Here is a 15,159-nt window from a genome sequence, read left to right as displayed (position 1 = left end):
TCAGTGGATCGAGTCGGATTTGAACAGGATGTTCTCGATCTTCTCGGACTTGGAGCCGCACTCCTGCGGGCCCATGTAGCCGGTGCGCTCTTCCTCCGGCAGGTTCTTCAGCTCCCAGGCGATGACCGCCTGCAGGCTGAGCTCCTTCTGCTCTTGGGTCAGCTTGCGGCCGTCGGACCACTTGCCGATCTCCACGGCGAGCTTGAGGCTCTGGTAGACATCCTCGGTGATGTTGCTGATCAGCTTGGCGAAATCGGACACGGCGGTTTCCTGAAGGGCGGCGAAAACGAGCGCACATTCTAGCGACACCGCCGGTGTTGCGCATCGACGCCGGTCAGAGCGCCGATGCCTGCAGGGGCAGGCAATCTAGAAATCCCGTGACAGCTTCACCTGCTCCAACTCCTTCTCCAGCGAGCGGCGGAAGATCTGCGGCCCGGCGAAGCTGTACACCACGAAGCCCAGCCAGGCCCATTCGATGGCCTGGGCCAGCGTCTCGTGGCCATGCTGGTTGCTGGCGATCACCACCACCCGGTAGAGCACGAACATGCCCAGCAGCACGATGATCGAGCGGGTCGGCCCCAGCTCGGACATCCACGAGTTGTAGCGCCACCAGAGCCCCATGAAGGGGTTGCTGCGCGCCTTGACGGCGGACATCAGGTAGAGCGCGGCAACGTCGTTGGCGTTCTCGCGCAGGGCCCAGATCGCATGCTCGCGCGCGCCTTGCAGGTCACCCCGACGCAGCAGCAGGTGGCCCATGGTGACGATGGCGCCAGGGTGGTCGGCGCGCAGTTGCAGCGCCTCGCGGGCGTAGCGCTCCGCCGGTTCCACCTCGCCGCGCAGGCGATGGTAGTGGGCCAGGGCGGCCAGGCAGTCAGGGTTGTCCGGCGCCAGCTCCAGGGCCCGCTGCAGGCTCGGCAACTGCTGGGCGCGACGGCCCATCAGGTCGGCGAGTTCGGCGCGGGCCAGGTGGTAGCCGGCTTCCTGGGGGTTCATCTCCAGCACCTGGTCCAGGTGCTTCTCGGCCAGCTTGAAGCGCCGCCGCGCCATGGCCACGCGGGCCGCGACGTAATGGGCGAATTCCAGTTGCGGGTCGGCCGCCAGGGCCAGCCCGGCTTCGCGCTCGGCGGCGTAGGCGCGGCGCATCAGCAGCAGGCACAGGGCGAGCAACGCATGGGCCTCGGCGTGCTCCGGGTCATCGCTGAGCAGTTGTCGCAGGCTGTTGATCGCACCCTCGGCATGGCCACTTTGCAGGCGCTGATAAGCCAGGTGCAGCAGGTTGGTTTCATTCATCAGCTGAGCACCAGGAACCAGAGGGTGAAGGGCAGCAGGTTGAGCACCAGCCCACGCAGGAAGAAGGCACCCAAGAGCACCACCGGCAGGCCGAAGCGATTGAGCACGCCGCCGTAGTACTGGTAGAGCTCGATGGTGGAGGCCTGCATGACGACCAGCGCGTAGCCGATGGCCAGCTTCCACACCACCAGCACCAGCATCGCGTACTGCAGGCTGCCCTTGTCGAGGATGCCGCCCTGCCACAGGTAGAGCAGGCCGAAGGCCAGGCCCAGGCTGCCCAGCAGGCCGATGGCCGCCAGTACCGCCTCACGGACGCGTGTCGGGCTGCCCACGGCCATGCCGTTGAGCACGAACCAGGGCAAGCCCAGCCACGCACCGCCCAGCATCAGGCCCAGCAGCGGCCACAGCGGCTCCACTGCCAGGCGCGCCAGGGCGCCGGGGCGGGGTTCGTCATCCAGCCGATAGAGGTTGCGGTTGTCCATCAGCGCCCCTTGCCGTGCTTGTCGAGGAAGGCCAGCACCTCGTCATACTGGCCGCCCTCGTTGGAATAGCGCGCGTAGTTGCGCGCGGTGGTCAGCCATTCCAGGGTGGTGGCGCGCACCTCCTTGAGGGCCGCTTTGAGGTGGCGGTCGGTCACCGGCTGCTCGCGGCCTTCGGCAATGGACTCCTCGATGGCCTCGTCCACCGCCGTCTCCACCAGCTCGCGCAGGTCGGCACCGGAGAAGCCCGAGGTACTGCGGGCGAGGAACTCGTAGTCGATCTCCCCTTCGCTGGGCCGATCAGCCATCAGCATGCGCAGCAGGCTGGCACGCGCGGGGCGGTCCGGCGGCGGCACGAACAGCACCCGATCGAAACGACCGGGACGGCGGAAGGCGGCATCCACCGACCAGGGTACGTTGGTGGCGGCAAGAATCAGCACTCCGTGGTTGGACTGGGCGAAGCCGTCCATCTCGGTGAGGAACTGGCTCACCAGCTTCGACGAAGTGGCTTCGCGGGTGTTGGTACGGCGCCCGCCCAGGGCCTCCACCTCATCGAAGAACAGCACCGCCGGCGCCTTGGCCCGGGCTTCCTCGAACAGGGCGTGGAGCTTGCGCTCGGACTCGCCGATGTACATGTCCAGCACGTCGGAAATGGCGACGTTGAGGAAGGTGGCCTTGCACTCCCCCGCCGTGGCGCGGGCCAGCATGGTCTTGCCGCAGCCCGGCGGACCGTAGAGCAGGATGCCGCCGCCGACACGCTTGCGGAAGCGCTGGAACAGCCCCGGCTTCTGGTACGGCAGGATGATCTTCTTGTGGATGGTCTTCTTCAGCTCGTCGAGGCCGCCGACATCGTCGAAGGTCAGGGTCTCGGCGTTCGGCGTCAGCAGGCGGGTGGTCTCGGCCTTGTCGGTGTCGTCGTTGGAGATGACCCGCAGGCGCGGGCGCCCCTCGCCGCCACGGAAGTCCACCACCGAGGCACTGAGGCGGCGCTGCAGGGCGACGTCCTCCAGCGCCGGGCTGGCCTCGACCGCAGCACGGTACTCGCGCAAGCCTTCCTCGCGGCGCTCCAGATCGGCCAGGGCACGGGCACGCAGCAGGCGCTCGGCCGGCTCGTCACCGCCCAGCAGGGCCAACGCCCGCTCAGCCTCACCGGCCCCCAGGCACAGGCGCGCGGCTTGCTGGCGCAGCGCCGGGGCATCGAGCCGTGAGGCGAGCCCCTCGGGCAGGAAGGCCAGGCCCCGGGCGCATTCGTTGCGCTCGATCCACGCCGGCAGCAGCAGCCCCAGCAGTGCGTCGTTGTCGGGCGAGGCGGACAGCGCCGCCTCCAGTTGAACCAGTGTCGCGTCATCCATAGTGCGCGAGGACTCCATTGAACGATTCAGGACGGGCGCCGCTCAATGCGGCGCTTCCGGGCGCTCCACCTCGACCCAGACGAACTTGTCCGGATCCAGCCGGGCTTCGGCATCCAGCCGGTAGGCCACCAGCTTGCCGTACATCACCGCGCTGTAGTCGAGGCAGGCGAGATTGGGGCGGATCGGTGCCGGGCGGCCCCGACGCCAGTAATGGCCGACGAACAGCAGCGGCTCGTCGGCGCCGTAGCTGAGCAGCGCGGACTTCTGCGCCGCCGAGAGCGGTTGGCGGGCCACCTGCTCGGGCAACGCATCGGGCTGGAAGACCACGTCGCCGTAGGTCTGCGGGTCTTCCTCCCAGAACTTGGTGCGGAACACCGAGCGGGTGAAGCCGTCGCTGCCGGTCAGGGTCATGCCGCTGGGCAACGGCATATCGGTGCCGCGCAGCAGCCGGTTGAACACGCGGAAGGCGAAGCTGCCGCGTTCGGCGGCAGCCTTGATGAAGGCTTCGTCGACCCGGCCATCGGGGTGCAGGGTGCGCAGCGGCTCGATCAGTTCGTTGTCCCAGCAGGCGTGGACCATGCGGAAGTGGCCGCCGTCGATGAACAGCGGCAGTTCCTGGAACCAGCCGAGGAAATCACGCCAGTCGCCCGGGTGGCCCTCGAACTGCTCCAGGGTTTCCTTGAGCAGGCGTGCGTGGCGCGGCGTGTGCTCATGGACGAACTGGCGCCCGCTGCCAGGCGCCGCCGGGGTGCTCCAGCCGATGGCATTGAACTCGTGGTTGCCCATGATGCAGCGCGCCTGCCCGGCCTCGACCATGGCGTGGACCAGGTGCAGCGCCTCGCGGATGCGCGGGCCGCGGTCGATGATGTCGCCGAGGAACAGCGCCATGCGCCGGGGGTGCTGCCAGACGCCGCCGTGCTTGCGGTAACCGAGGCGATCGAGCAAACGCTCCAGGGTGCGCGCGCAGCCGTGCACATCGCCGATCAGGTCGTAGCCGCGCACGGCGTCGAGGTTCATCAGTCGCCACCACCCAGGCGGCTGCCCCAACCCAGCTTGGTGCGGCAGACCTCGTAGTAGTTGTGGTCCAGCGGGTGGATCAGGCGCAGCTTCTGCGGCTTCTTGGCCACCGTGATGGTGTCGCCGGGGGCGCAGGTGAAGTGGTTCTGGCCGTCACAGGACACCAGCGGGTAGATCTGCATGTCCGGCGAGACCACGATCTTCAGTTCGCTGTTGCTGTCGACCACGATCGGGCGGCTGGACAGGGTGTGCGGGTACATGGGCACCACGCCGATGGCGTCCAGCTTCGGGTGCATGATCGGCCCGCCGGCGGACAGCGCGTAGGCGGTGGAGCCGGTGGGCGTGGCGACGATCAGGCCGTCGGCCTTCTGGCTGCAGACGAACTGGCCGTCGATGTGCAGCTCGAACTCGATCATTTTGGTCGACTTGCCGGGGTGCAGCACCACGTCGTTGAGCGCGTCGCCCTGGCCGATGGCCTCGCCGTGGCGGCGTACTTCGGCCTCCAGCAGGAAGCGGCTCTCCACCAGGTACTGGCCGTCGAGCACCTCGGCGACCTTGATCTCCAGTTCGTCCGGCTTGATGTCGGTGAGGAAGCCCAGGCTGCCACGGTTGATGCCCAGCACCGGCACGTTGTGGCGGGCCAGGGCGCGGGCGGCGCCGAGCATGCTGCCGTCGCCGCCGACCACGATGACCATATCGCAGACCTCGCCGAGGATCTTTCGCGAGGAGGTCTGCAGGCCGTGGCCTGGCAGGACTTCGGCGATGGTGTCTTCGAGGATCACATGCAGGTGGCGGTCCAGCAGGAATCGTTTCAGGCGGCGGATGGTATCGAGCACATGGGGGCTGCCCAGGCGACCGATGATGCCGATATTGCGGAATTGCTCCATGGGGCTCCAGCAGGGCTCTGCAACGGGGTGGAATGCTCGGATTATGGGCGAAAGCCCGCGACAGCGGCAAACCAGCCTCGACTATGCTCGCAGCATGCATCCCTTCGCCGCCCTCGCCGCCCTGCCCCGCCATTTGCGCCAGAACGTCGTGCGTGACCTGGCCTGGGTGCTGCTGTCGCCGCCGCTGCTGGCCCAGGCGCCCTGGTGCCAGCGCCACCCGCTCAGCGCCAGCACCTGGGCCGCCGAACCGGCGCGCCTGGCGGCCTGGCTGGAACAGCAGGACGCCGCGCCCGCCGAGCTGGAACACTGGCTGAGCCTGGGCTCCAGCCGGCGCCTCGGCCTCTACTACGAACGCCTCTGGCAATTCGCCCTGGCCCGGGCACCAGGCATCCGCCTGCTGGGTGCCAACCTGCCGGTGCGGGTGGCCGGCCAGACCCTCGGCGAGCTGGACCTGTTGCTGCAGGATGAGGAAGGCGTCCATCACCTGGAACTGGCCATCAAGCTCTACCTGGGGCCACGCCACGGCCAGGGCGAGGACGCCGCGCAGTGGCTCGGGCCGGGCAGCCTGGACCGCCTCGACCTCAAGCTGGAACACCTCGCCCAGCACCAGCTGCCACTCTCCTCCCACCCGGAATGCCGCCCACTGCTGGAGGAGCTCGGTGCCTGGCCGGCCAGCGCCGAACTGTGGCTGGGCGGCTACCTCTTCTACCCCTGGCCCGGTGACTGCACCGCCCCCCTGGGCGCCCACGGCGAGCACTTGCGCGGACGCTGGCTGCGACGCAGCGACATCACCGACTTTCTCGCGCAAAGCCCCGAGGCCGTCTGGCAACCCCTGGAGCGCCACTCCTGGCTGGCACCCGCGCGGTGCGAACCTGCGGACCTCTGGCCTCGCGAGCGGTTGGAGCACTGGCTGCTGGAACTCCCTGCAGAGGCCCCAGCACGCATGCTGGTACGCCTGGAGGATGCGGGGGATCGATGGGAAGAGCGGGAGCGGGTGTTCCTGGTCAGCGATCGTTGGCCGCAGACGATGGGAGGCTGAGAGCTGGGAGCTGGAAGCTGGAAGCTGGAAGCTGGAAGCTGGAAGCTGGACAGTATGTAGGTCGGGTGCAACCCGGCAGCCTTTCGCGGGTTTCACCCGCCCTACAGGGGCTATCCCAGTGGGAGCGAATTCATTCGCGAAAACGGTAAGCCCACTCGGGGCTTACCGGCTGCGTTCGGTCCGTCCGCCGGAACGGGCCAGGTAGCCGGCGCCGTCTTCACAGAGCAAGGCATCGCGCTGCACGGCGGGCAGTGCATCCAGGCCATCGCGCAGGGCGTAGGCCTTGAAGCCCAGCTGGGAGAGGAGGAACACCGCGCTGGCGCTGCGCTTGCCGCTGTCGCAGTAGCACAGGTAGGCCTTCTCGCGGTCGAGCAGGCGCGCCTTCAGGCGCAGCAGGTGCAGGGGCATGTTCAGCGCCTGGGGGGCATGGGCGCGCTCGTATTCGTCCTGCAGGCGCACGTCCAGCCATTGGCCGCCAGCGGCCAGCAGACGCGACGCCTCGCCGAGGGAGACTTCGTCCACCACCGGGGCCTTGAGCAGGGCGAAGAAGTCCTGGCGATCCAGGCGCAGCACCACGCCCTCTTCCAGCAGGGTGACGGTGGCGTTGCGCGGCCGGTCGGAGAGCAACGCCTCCTCGCCGAAGCAGGCACCCACGTCCAGCTCGGCGAGCACCTGATGCTCGCTGCCGGCACCGCGGATCACCTCGGCGCGACCCGATTGCAGGAAGTAGCAGCAATCCCCCGCCTCGCCCTCGCGCAGCACTTCGCTGCCGGCGGGCAGTTCGACGCGCTGCAGGCGCGCCACCATCTCCTGCACGTTGGCCGGCGGCACCTTGGCGAACAGCGGGTTCTCCAGCAGGCGTTCCAGCCATTCCTGGTCGCCGTCCGGGTCCAGTTGCAGGAGCAGGTCCTGGTAGGCGGAGCGCCAGGTGATCAGACGCGCCAGGGTGGCACTGTCGATGGCCAGCACGCTGACTTCGGTCAGCGCCAGGGCCTCCTGCAGGCGCGGCAGGCTGGGGGACAACGGATGGCAGCTGGCCTCGCTGCCGGCGACCAGGCGCTGCTCGCTGCCATCGGCGTCGCGCAGCTGCAGTTCACCGGCCAGCAGGTAATAGGTCAGCCGCGCCTGGTCGCCCCGGCGGAACAGGGCCTGGCCGGCGAGCAGCGGCTGCGGTACCAGCTGGCTGCGCAGTTCGCGCCACTGCTGCTCGGACAAGGCATTGAGCGGCGTCAGGCTGCGCAGTTGGTCCGGATTGAGCGGTTCGGTCATCCCATCATCCTGAGGAATCAGCTGAGTTGGCAGTGTAGCCAGCCAGTTGCAACAGGCGCGGCAACATGGCTCGACGGCCTTGCAGGCCACCGGTATGCAACATGATCACGCGACTGCCGGCGGCAAGGTAACCGGCCTCCACGTACTGGCGCAACGCTATTAACGCCTTGGCGGTGTAGAGCGGGTCCAGCTCGATGCCGGTGCGGGCCTCGAAGTCGAACAGCGCCGTCGCCAATTCGGCATCCACCCGGGCGAAGCCGCCACGGCTGGCGTCCATCAACCGATAGCCGGTATCGGCGGCGCCGGCCTCCGCCAGCAACGCCCGCACCTGCTCGGCGACGCCATGGTCAGGCGGCACCGCCAGGGCACCGAACACCGGGTGGCGCCCGCTCTCCCCCAGCACCAGGCCGGCCAGGGTTGTGCCGGTGCCGGCCGCCAGCCAGAGCGCGTCGTAGTCATCCCAGCCGAGGCTCGGCAATTGTTGGTTGATCATCGCCACCAGCGGTGCGCAGCCCAGGGCGCCCGGCAGGCCGCCGCCGCCTTCGGGCACCTGGACGAAGCCCGGATAGCGCGCCGCCCAGGGCTCCCAGAACCCCGGCAGGTGGCGTGCGCGGTAGCCGCCATAGCCGAGCCAGTGCAACTCCATGCCCAGCTCGCGCAGGTCGACCACCGTCGGCGTCTCCACGGGTTCCCCACGCAGCAGGCCGACACAGGGGAAACCGAAACGCCGCCCCGCCGCCGCCAGGGCATGCAGGTGGTTGGAATGGGCGCCGCCCAGGCTGATCACACCCTCGGCGCCCTGTTCGGCGGCCCGCGCCAGGTGCGGCGCCAGCTTGAACCACTTGTTGCCGCTCACCAGCGGGTCGATGCGTTCCAGGCGCAACAGGGCGAGGCTCACCGACGCGCGGTCGAGCCAATCGAGACGGATAGGGTCGAGGCTGGCGCTGGGCGTCCAGTCGGGCAAGCGAAGGGGCAAGGCGGAGTCCGGCAACGGAGCGGTGACGAGCGGCAGGATACGGCAGGCGCCGCCCCGCCGCGAGATCAGCTGACGGTGCGCAGGCGGCTGCTGGCCTTGTGGCGGGCGCAGCAGTTGGAATCACCGGCGACGAAGCGGCTGGGCGAATCCACCCGGTCGATGGGCATGGAGCAACGCTCGCCGCTGGGCAGGGGCGCTTCGCAGGTGGGTTGCTGGTAGTGGGTCAGCCACTGGCGGTACTGGGCCTCGGAGACGAAGCACTTGGACGCCGCGTAGGCCAGCGGGTTGTCCTGGTAGCGGGCGACATCCTGCAGCGGGATGGTCAGGTGCCCGGCACCCGGGTGATAGACCACGAAGACCACGCCGAGACGGGCCAGGCGCTCGAGGATCTGGTCGCCCCCCTGGTTCACCAGTTGCTCGCGTTCCTGCTTGAGGCGGTCGATCTCCTGCTGCAGCTGGGCGTCCAGCTCGTTGCGGTAGGCGAGCTCGACGTCGCGGATGGCGATCTGCTCCTTGTAGTCCATCACCGCGGCGGCGATCTTGGCCTGCATCTCGCTGTCGAACTGCGAGCGCAGGATGTCCACCTCGGTGCGGCCATGACGCTCCAGCGCACGCAGCTGCTGGCTCATCTCCTCGCGGGACTTCTGGAAGCCGTCGGTCTGGGTAAGCAACTGGCGCTTGAGGTCGGCGTTGAGTTCTTCCTGCTGACGCAGGTTCTGCTGCAGGCCCTGGATCTGCTCCTGCAGGCTGCGCGCCTGTTCTTCGGCGGACAGGCGGTATTTGGCCAGGGCCTCTTCGTTCTGCTGGCCGAGGCTGGCGATGCGCAGGCGCTGCTGCTTGATCAGCTGCGCGGTCTTCAGGCGGTGTTCCTGCTCGAGCTTCTGCGCCAGTTGCTCGGCCACTTCGGCGGACGCGTCCGGCGGCGCATACCACTTGTCTTCGGGTGCCATCTGCAGGCGCTGGGGCTCGACCGCCTGGGGCTGGTCGTCCTCCACCATCAGGCCGAGGCCATTGCGCTTGACCGTATCCCGGACCAGGGCCAGGTCATTGCTGCCCGGGGCCAGATTCGGGTCCCACATGTGCATCTGGTGCCAGGACACCGGGCACTGGCTGCGACAGGCGAGGCGGATCGGCCCGGCACCCAGGTCGGGGCCACGGCCAGCACGTTCGGCGAGGTGACGCAGGGGCATGTTCCAGCCGGTGTCGGCCTGGCCCTTCTCGTCGAAGTCCAGGTAGAAGAACACCAGGGAACGGACCAGCAAACGGGGGTTGATCAGCACATACGCCAGGCGCATCTGCTCATCGGCGTACTCGGGCATGTTCACCACACCGTCGAGCATCGCCTCGAATTCGGGGAAGAGCATTTCCTTGCAGACGCCACGCTCATTGAAGAACAGCACGGCTTCAACCATCTGCGGCTTGTTCTGCATGCTCATCGGTTTCCCTCTAGGCCAACGCGGTGAGTCCCTGGGCGGGACGGGTGACATTCCTGTCGGTGGTGCTACGCCTGGGAGACAGGCGTACATCCTGATTCACGGAGTCTAGGGGAAAAAGCGCAACGGGCAATGTGACTGGGTTGGCACTCGACCCGCCCCCATCGGGGAGCGGACCGGGCGCACAGTGAAAATGTGATGGGGTTGGAGACTTTCAGCTTTTCATCGCGGCGAGATAGGGCGCCAGACGCCTTCCCATCTCCTCGCCGAGGGCGGCGAGACCGCTCATCGGGCGGATCATCACCTCGAAATCGACGATCTTGCCCTGTTCGTCGAAGCGGATCATGTCGATGCCCTTCAGCTCGCGCTCACCGACTCGGGCACTGAACTCCAGCACCACGCTGAGGCCATCGGCGCTAGCCAGTTCGCGGTGGTAGGCGAAGTCCTCGAACACCTTGATCACGGTGTTGAGGATCAGGTTCACCGCCTGCGCGCCCGGGTAAGGCGTGTGCGCCATGGGCGAGCGGAACACCGCCTGCGGGTGCAGCAGCTCGGGCAGCTGGCTCAGGTCCTGGCTGGCGATGAACTGGTGCCAGCGTTGCAGGCTGGCGGCCACGGCGGGATTCAATCGGGCTTCGAGGGACATCGGCTACTCCTTGTTTTTATCAGCCTATAAAGGGCACCTCAAAAAACTACCTGCGTTGTCATCGCCTACGTTTTTAGAGATGCCCTTAAAGAGAACGCCCCGCACGAGGCGGGGCGTCTTTCCATCAGAGCTCGGCAGCGAGGCGCGAGCCCTGGTTGATGGCGCGCTTGGCGTCCAGTTCCGCCGCCACATCGGCACCGCCAATCAAGTGCACGCTCTGGCCGGCGGCGACCAGGCCGTCGTGCAGCTCGCGCAGCGGGTCCTGGCCGGCGCAGATGACCACGGTGTCCACCGGCAGCACCTGCGGCTCGCCTTCGGCGATGCGGATGTGCAGGCCGGCGTCGTCGATCTTCAGGTACTCGACCGCGTTGAGCATCTGCACGTTCTTGTTCTTCAGGCCGGTGCGGTGGATCCAGCCGGTGGTCTTGCCCAGGCCGTCGCCGACCTTGGATTTCTTGCGCTGCAGCAGGAACACCTGGCGTGCCGCCGGGTGCGGCTGGGCCTTGATCCCGGCAACGCCGCCACGGGCTTCCAGGTCGCCGTCGATGCCCCACTCCTTCCAGAACGCGTCGCGGTTCTGGCTGGTGGCCTCGCCTTCATGGGTGATGAACTCGGAGACGTCGAAGCCGATGCCGCCGGCGCCGATCACCGCGACCTTCTGGCCCACCGGCTTGCGCTGCAGGATGGCGTCCAGGTAGCTGATCACCTTGGGGTTGTCGACGCCGGGGATTTCCGGGGTGCGCGGGGCGATGCCGGTGGCGAGGAGCACCTCGTCGTAGCCGCCCTTGACCAGGTCATCGACGCTGACGCGGGTGTTCAGGCGCAGGTCGACACCGGTGGTTTCCAGCTTGCGCTTGAAGTAGCGCAGGGTCTCGTAGAACTCTTCCTTGCCCGGCACGCGCTTGGCGACGTTGAACTGGCCACCGATCTCGGCGGCGGCGTCGAACAGGGTCACCTGGTGGCCACGCTCGGCGGCCACGGTGGCGGCGGACAGGCCCGCCGGGCCGGCACCTACCACGGCGATCTTCCTGGCCTGGGTGACCGGGATGTAATTGAGCTCGGTCTCGTGGCAGGCGCGCGGGTTGACCAGGCAGCTGGTCAGCTTGCCGCCAAAGGTGTGGTCCAGGCAGGCCTGGTTGCAGCCGATGCAGGTGTTGATCTCGTCGGCACGGCCTTCGGCGGCCTTGTTGACGAAGTCCGGGTCGGCGAGGAACGGGCGGGCCATGGAAACCATGTCGGCGTCGCCTTCGGCGAGCACCTGCTCGGCCACTTCCGGGGTGTTGATGCGGTTGGTGGTGATCAGCGGGATCGACACCTCGCCCTTGAGCTTGGCGGTGACCTTGGTGAAGGCCGCGCGCGGCACCTTGGTGGCGATGGTGGGGATGCGCGCCTCGTGCCAGCCGATACCGGTGTTGATAAGGGTGGCGCCCGCGGCTTCGATGGCCTTGGCCAGGATGACGATCTCTTCCCAGGTGCTGCCGCCTTCCACCAGGTCGAGCATCGACAGGCGGTAGATGATGATGAAGTTCGGGCCCACGGCCTCACGCACGCGGCGGACGATCTCCACTGGCAGGCGCATGCGGTTCTCGTAGCTGCCACCCCAGCGGTCGTTGCGCTGGTTGGTGTGGGCGGCGAGGAACTGGTTGATGAAGTAGCCCTCGGAACCCATGATCTCGACGCCGTCGTATTCGGCCTTCTGCGCCAGTACCGAGCAGGTGACGAAGTCCTGGATCTGCTTCTCGATGCCTTCCTCGTCCAGCTCGCGGGGCTTGAACGGGTTGATCGGTGCCTGGATGGCGGACGGCGCGACGGATTTGGGGCTATAGGCATAGCGGCCGGCGTGAAGGATCTGCATGCAGATCTTGCCACCCGCCTCGTGCACCGCCTGGGTGACGACGCGGTGCTTCTCGGCCTCTTCCTCGGTGGTCAGCTTGGCCGCACCGGAGTAGACGCCACCTTCCTCGTTCGGGCCGATGCCGCCGGTGACCATCAGGCCGACGCCGCCACGGGCACGTTCGGCGAAGTAGGCGGCCATGCGCTCGAAGCCGTTGGGCTTCTCTTCCAGGCCGGTGTGCATGGAGCCCATCAGGGTACGGTTGCGCAGGGTGGTGAAGCCCAGGTCGAGGGGCGCGAGCAGGTTCGGGTAGGCGGAAGCGGTCATGGATGTCTCCACAGCGGGCGTTGCATTCACGGAATGCCGCAGCGTCTTGGGCCACGGTCGGTTTATGGGGCAGACGATAGTCAGCCAGCCGGGCGCGCTCAATGATCGAAAGTGACAACTTATTGATCCAAACGCACAGGGCGACTTGGCAAGCGCCATGCGCTCCCCTACCCTGACCGGCACATTCCTCGATGCCGAATCCCATGCGCAAACTGCTGATTGTCCTGGCCTCCGCCCTGTTCGCCGGCGTGCTGGTCAGCTATGCGATCTGGACCGACGAGCGCCCGGTCGGCCACTACCTCTCCGACCTGCGCAGCGAGGTCGCCCTCAACCTCGGCGAGCCCGGCGACCGCGGTAACCTGCTGGGCATCCAGCCCGAACTCTTCGCCGCCGACTACCAGAGTGTGGACCGCCTGCGCCTGAAGCTCGCCGCCTACCTGGAGAAGGCCCGCAGCGAAGGGCTGCTCAACGAACGGACCATCGTCGTGCTGCCCGAGCATATCGGCACCTGGCTGGTGGCCGCCGGCGAGAAGAACCAGGTCTACAGCGCCCACAGCCTCGACGACGCCATGCTCTGGCTGGCGGCCGCCAACCCGATGAAACTGGCCCGCGCGCTGGTCGCGGCCGAAGGTGAGCAACGCCTGGTCGATGCACTGTTCCGCATGAAGGCGACGCGCATGGCAGGCGACTACCAGGCCCTGTTCGGTGGCCTCGCCCGGGACTTCGGCATCACCCTGGTGGCGGGCTCCATCCTCCTGCCCGAACCACGTATCGAAGGTGGCAACCTGCTGGCCGAAAGCGGCCCGCTGTACAACGTCAGCCTGGTGTTCGACCACAAGGGCCTGCCCATCGGCCAACCCCAACGCAAGCTCTACCCGATCCGCGACGAACAGGGCTTCACCGCCGCCGCAGGCGCCGAGCAACTCAAGGTGCTCGACACCCCGGCCGGGCGCCTGGGCGTGCTGATCTGCGCCGACAGCTGGTACCCGGCGGGCTACGCGGCACTGCGCGAGCAAGGTGTGGAGCTGCTGGCGGTGCCGGCCTTCCTCAGCGGCAACGGCAGCTGGAGCAAGCCCTGGAACGGCTATAACGGTGCGCCGACACCGGCAGACGTGAAACTGCGCGCCGGCGAACTCAGCGAAGGCGAAGCCTGGCAGCGCCTGGCCATGGCCGGACGCTTGCCGAACAGCGGTGCCCGTGCCGGGCTGACGGTGTTCCTGCGCGGCCAGCTGTGGGACCTGGGCAGCGACGGCCCCGGCCTGGGTACCGATGCCAACGGCACCCGCGTGGCCGATGCCGGGCGTGGCGCCCGGCTGTTGAACATCTGGCTATGAAGCCGACACGGGTTCGCCTCGGCGACCTCTCGGTGGGCTTCGTGCAGAACCTCGCCGACGCGGTGCGCGAGGCCGGCCAGGACCCGAGCCCCCTGCTCGCCCAATACGGCCTGGATGCCGCGCGCCTGGCCGAGCCGCGCGGGCGCCTGTCGATCCCCCGCTACATGCGCCTGGGCCATGCTGCCATGCAACTGATCGGCGACCCGGCCCTGGGCCTGCTCATGGGACGCATCAGCCGCCTCAGCCAGGTCGGCCTCACCGGCGTCACCGCCATGCAGGCGCCCAGCGTGCGCGAGGCAGCGCGCACGCTGATCCGCTTCGAACCGCTCTATGCCCACAACTACCGGGGCCAGTCGAGCTTCCACGAGGACGCTGGCGGGGCCTGGCTGCGCTTCTATTCCATCAGCCCGTACAACGCCTACAACCGCTTCGTGGTGGACTCCGTGCTGGCCAGCTGGGCTTGCCAGTTCGGCGCCCTGGTGGGCCAGCCGCTGGCGGTGGAGAAGGTGGAGATCGAGTTTCCCGCCCCCGACTACGCCGAGCGCTACACGGAGCTGTTCGGCTGCCCGGTGGAGTTCGGCGCCAGCGCCAATCAGCTGCGCCTGTCGCAACCGACCCTGGCCCTGCGTGGGCGCGAGCATTGCCCCAGCACCTGGCGGCAGTTGCTGGAGCTCTGTGAACAGGATCTGGAGCAGCGCACCCGCACCCGCAGCCTGCGCGAGCGCATCACCCAGTTGCTGGGGCCGCTGCTGCACGGGCGCGAGCCCGATCTCGAAGAAGTGGCCGCACGCCTGCAACTGCCGACCTGGACCCTGCGGCGCAAGCTGGCCGAGGAAGGCACGCAGTTCCGCAGCATCCTCAATGACACCCGCCGCGACCTGGCCATGGCCTATATCCGCGACACCGAGCTGGCCTTCGGGGAAATCGCCTACCTGCTGGGCTTCGCCTCGGCCGAGGCCTTCCAGCGTGCGTTCAAGCGCTGGAGCGGCAGCACCCCCGGGGAATTCCGCCGCGCCCAACGCCAGGCGGGCTGATCACATCTCGGTGGCGTCGTCCGCCGGCTCCACCGCGTCTTGCTCGCTGGCGTGGAAGTCGAGAATCTCTTCCTGATAGTCATCCATCGTCGCTCTCCTTTTTCTGTCGTCCCCTGAATGAAACAAGGAACGTGCCAATAGGGTAACGAGTGCGGGTGACCGAAAAATTAACCCAGGGCAATGCCCGGTACGATGAGCAGGCGCAAGGCGCACTTTTTTTCCAGGCAAAGAAAAAACCCCCA

Annotated in this window: 14 protein-coding genes; 3 read left to right on the top strand and 11 right to left on the bottom strand. The window is 67.7% G+C overall.

Features of this window, described 5'->3' with window-relative positions; translation table 11 throughout:
- The 6 genes from RTW82_RS11825 to RTW82_RS11800 all read right to left on the bottom strand — a co-directional run bounded on the left by RTW82_RS11825 (window position 1) and on the right by RTW82_RS11800 (window position 5,025).
- Complete coding sequence (locus tag RTW82_RS11825; RefSeq protein WP_021217390.1) at window positions 1-261, bottom strand: YeaC family protein; 261 nt, start codon at window positions 259-261, stop codon at window positions 1-3.
- A 105-nt stretch (window positions 262-366) separates the two neighbouring features.
- Complete coding sequence (locus RTW82_RS11820; protein ID WP_021217391.1) at window positions 367-1,290, bottom strand: tetratricopeptide repeat protein; 924 nt, start codon at window positions 1,288-1,290, stop codon at window positions 367-369.
- The gene (locus tag RTW82_RS11815) at window positions 1,290-1,772 is read right to left on the bottom strand and encodes a hypothetical protein (protein WP_316925179.1); all 483 of its coding nucleotides are present in this window, start codon (window positions 1,770-1,772) and stop codon (window positions 1,290-1,292) included. Before RTW82_RS11815 ends, RTW82_RS11820 begins: the two co-directional genes overlap by 1 nt.
- A complete protein-coding gene (locus RTW82_RS11810; protein ID WP_316925178.1) occupies window positions 1,772-3,121 on the bottom strand; it encodes an ATP-binding protein in 1,350 nt (449 codons plus the stop codon). The genes RTW82_RS11815 and RTW82_RS11810 overlap by 1 nt, the downstream gene beginning before the upstream one ends.
- Before the next feature lie 42 nt (window positions 3,122-3,163).
- Window positions 3,164-4,138, bottom strand: coding sequence for a metallophosphoesterase (locus RTW82_RS11805; RefSeq protein WP_316925177.1), 975 nt, complete (start codon window positions 4,136-4,138; stop codon window positions 3,164-3,166).
- On the bottom strand, window positions 4,138-5,025 hold the full coding sequence (locus RTW82_RS11800; protein ID WP_263403355.1) for an NAD(+) kinase: 888 nt from the start codon (window positions 5,023-5,025) through the stop codon (window positions 4,138-4,140). Before RTW82_RS11800 ends, RTW82_RS11805 begins: the two co-directional genes overlap by 1 nt.
- A 94-nt stretch (window positions 5,026-5,119) precedes the next feature.
- Between RTW82_RS11800 and RTW82_RS11795 the strand changes: the two genes are divergently transcribed.
- Window positions 5,120-6,064 carry a DUF1853 family protein gene (locus RTW82_RS11795; protein ID WP_316925176.1) on the top strand — a complete coding sequence of 315 codons (945 nt, stop codon included), beginning with the start codon at window positions 5,120-5,122 and terminating at the stop codon, window positions 6,062-6,064.
- Between the two features lie 162 nt (window positions 6,065-6,226).
- On the opposite strand, the gene RTW82_RS11790 is transcribed toward RTW82_RS11795, so the two are convergent.
- From RTW82_RS11790 to RTW82_RS11770, 5 genes are all read right to left on the bottom strand, one after another.
- Window positions 6,227-7,333: a cyclic nucleotide-binding domain-containing protein gene (locus tag RTW82_RS11790; RefSeq protein WP_316925175.1), complete on the bottom strand. Its 1,107-nt coding sequence runs from the start codon at window positions 7,331-7,333 to the stop codon at window positions 6,227-6,229.
- A 4-nt stretch (window positions 7,334-7,337) separates the two neighbouring features.
- Window positions 7,338-8,309, bottom strand: coding sequence for a 1-aminocyclopropane-1-carboxylate deaminase/D-cysteine desulfhydrase (locus RTW82_RS11785; protein ID WP_316925174.1), 972 nt, complete (start codon window positions 8,307-8,309; stop codon window positions 7,338-7,340).
- A gap of 65 nt (window positions 8,310-8,374) precedes the next feature.
- A complete protein-coding gene (locus RTW82_RS11780) occupies window positions 8,375-9,745 on the bottom strand; it encodes a chromosome partitioning protein ParA (RefSeq protein ID WP_316925173.1) in 1,371 nt (456 codons plus the stop codon).
- A gap of 211 nt (window positions 9,746-9,956) precedes the next feature.
- Entirely contained in the window at window positions 9,957-10,388 is a 432-nt protein-coding gene (locus tag RTW82_RS11775; protein ID WP_021217400.1) for a nuclear transport factor 2 family protein, read from the bottom strand.
- 124 nt (window positions 10,389-10,512) lie between these two features.
- A complete protein-coding gene (locus RTW82_RS11770; protein WP_184490680.1) occupies window positions 10,513-12,549 on the bottom strand; it encodes an NADPH-dependent 2,4-dienoyl-CoA reductase in 2,037 nt (678 codons plus the stop codon).
- A 203-nt stretch (window positions 12,550-12,752) separates the two neighbouring features.
- On the opposite strand from RTW82_RS11770, the gene RTW82_RS11765 reads away from it, so the two are divergent.
- Together RTW82_RS11765 and RTW82_RS11760 are read left to right on the top strand one after the other, a co-directional pair.
- On the top strand, window positions 12,753-13,883 hold the full coding sequence (locus RTW82_RS11765) for a carbon-nitrogen hydrolase family protein (protein ID WP_316925172.1): 1,131 nt from the start codon (window positions 12,753-12,755) through the stop codon (window positions 13,881-13,883).
- On the top strand, window positions 13,880-14,917 hold the full coding sequence (locus tag RTW82_RS11760; RefSeq protein ID WP_184490678.1) for an AraC family transcriptional regulator: 1,038 nt from the start codon (window positions 13,880-13,882) through the stop codon (window positions 14,915-14,917). Before RTW82_RS11765 ends, RTW82_RS11760 begins: the two co-directional genes overlap by 4 nt.
- Window positions 14,918-15,159: the final 242 nt, after the last annotated feature.

The sequence above is a fragment of the Pseudomonas sp. zfem005 genome, assembly GCF_032621735.1.
GTDB classification, from domain to species: Bacteria; Pseudomonadota; Gammaproteobacteria; order Pseudomonadales; family Pseudomonadaceae; genus Metapseudomonas; species Metapseudomonas solani.
This window is presented reverse-complemented; position numbering and strand designations above follow the sequence as displayed.

Coding starts and splice junctions, on each gene's coding strand:
- RTW82_RS11765 (WP_316925172.1), top strand. CDS start 12,753: ATGCGCAAACTGCTGATTGTCCTGGCCTCCGCCCTGTTCGCCGGCGTG.
- RTW82_RS11780 (WP_316925173.1), bottom strand. CDS start 9,745: ATGAGCATGCAGAACAAGCCGCAGATGGTTGAAGCCGTGCTGTTCTTC.
- RTW82_RS11770 (WP_184490680.1), bottom strand. CDS start 12,549: ATGACCGCTTCCGCCTACCCGAACCTGCTCGCGCCCCTCGACCTGGGC.
- RTW82_RS11820 (WP_021217391.1), bottom strand. CDS start 1,290: ATGAATGAAACCAACCTGCTGCACCTGGCTTATCAGCGCCTGCAAAGT.
- RTW82_RS11760 (WP_184490678.1), top strand. CDS start 13,880: ATGAAGCCGACACGGGTTCGCCTCGGCGACCTCTCGGTGGGCTTCGTG.
- RTW82_RS11810 (WP_316925178.1), bottom strand. CDS start 3,121: ATGGATGACGCGACACTGGTTCAACTGGAGGCGGCGCTGTCCGCCTCG.
- RTW82_RS11815 (WP_316925179.1), bottom strand. CDS start 1,772: ATGGACAACCGCAACCTCTATCGGCTGGATGACGAACCCCGCCCCGGC.
- RTW82_RS11800 (WP_263403355.1), bottom strand. CDS start 5,025: ATGGAGCAATTCCGCAATATCGGCATCATCGGTCGCCTGGGCAGCCCC.
- RTW82_RS11795 (WP_316925176.1), top strand. CDS start 5,120: ATGCATCCCTTCGCCGCCCTCGCCGCCCTGCCCCGCCATTTGCGCCAG.
- RTW82_RS11805 (WP_316925177.1), bottom strand. CDS start 4,138: ATGAACCTCGACGCCGTGCGCGGCTACGACCTGATCGGCGATGTGCAC.
- RTW82_RS11775 (WP_021217400.1), bottom strand. CDS start 10,388: ATGTCCCTCGAAGCCCGATTGAATCCCGCCGTGGCCGCCAGCCTGCAA.
- RTW82_RS11790 (WP_316925175.1), bottom strand. CDS start 7,333: ATGACCGAACCGCTCAATCCGGACCAACTGCGCAGCCTGACGCCGCTC.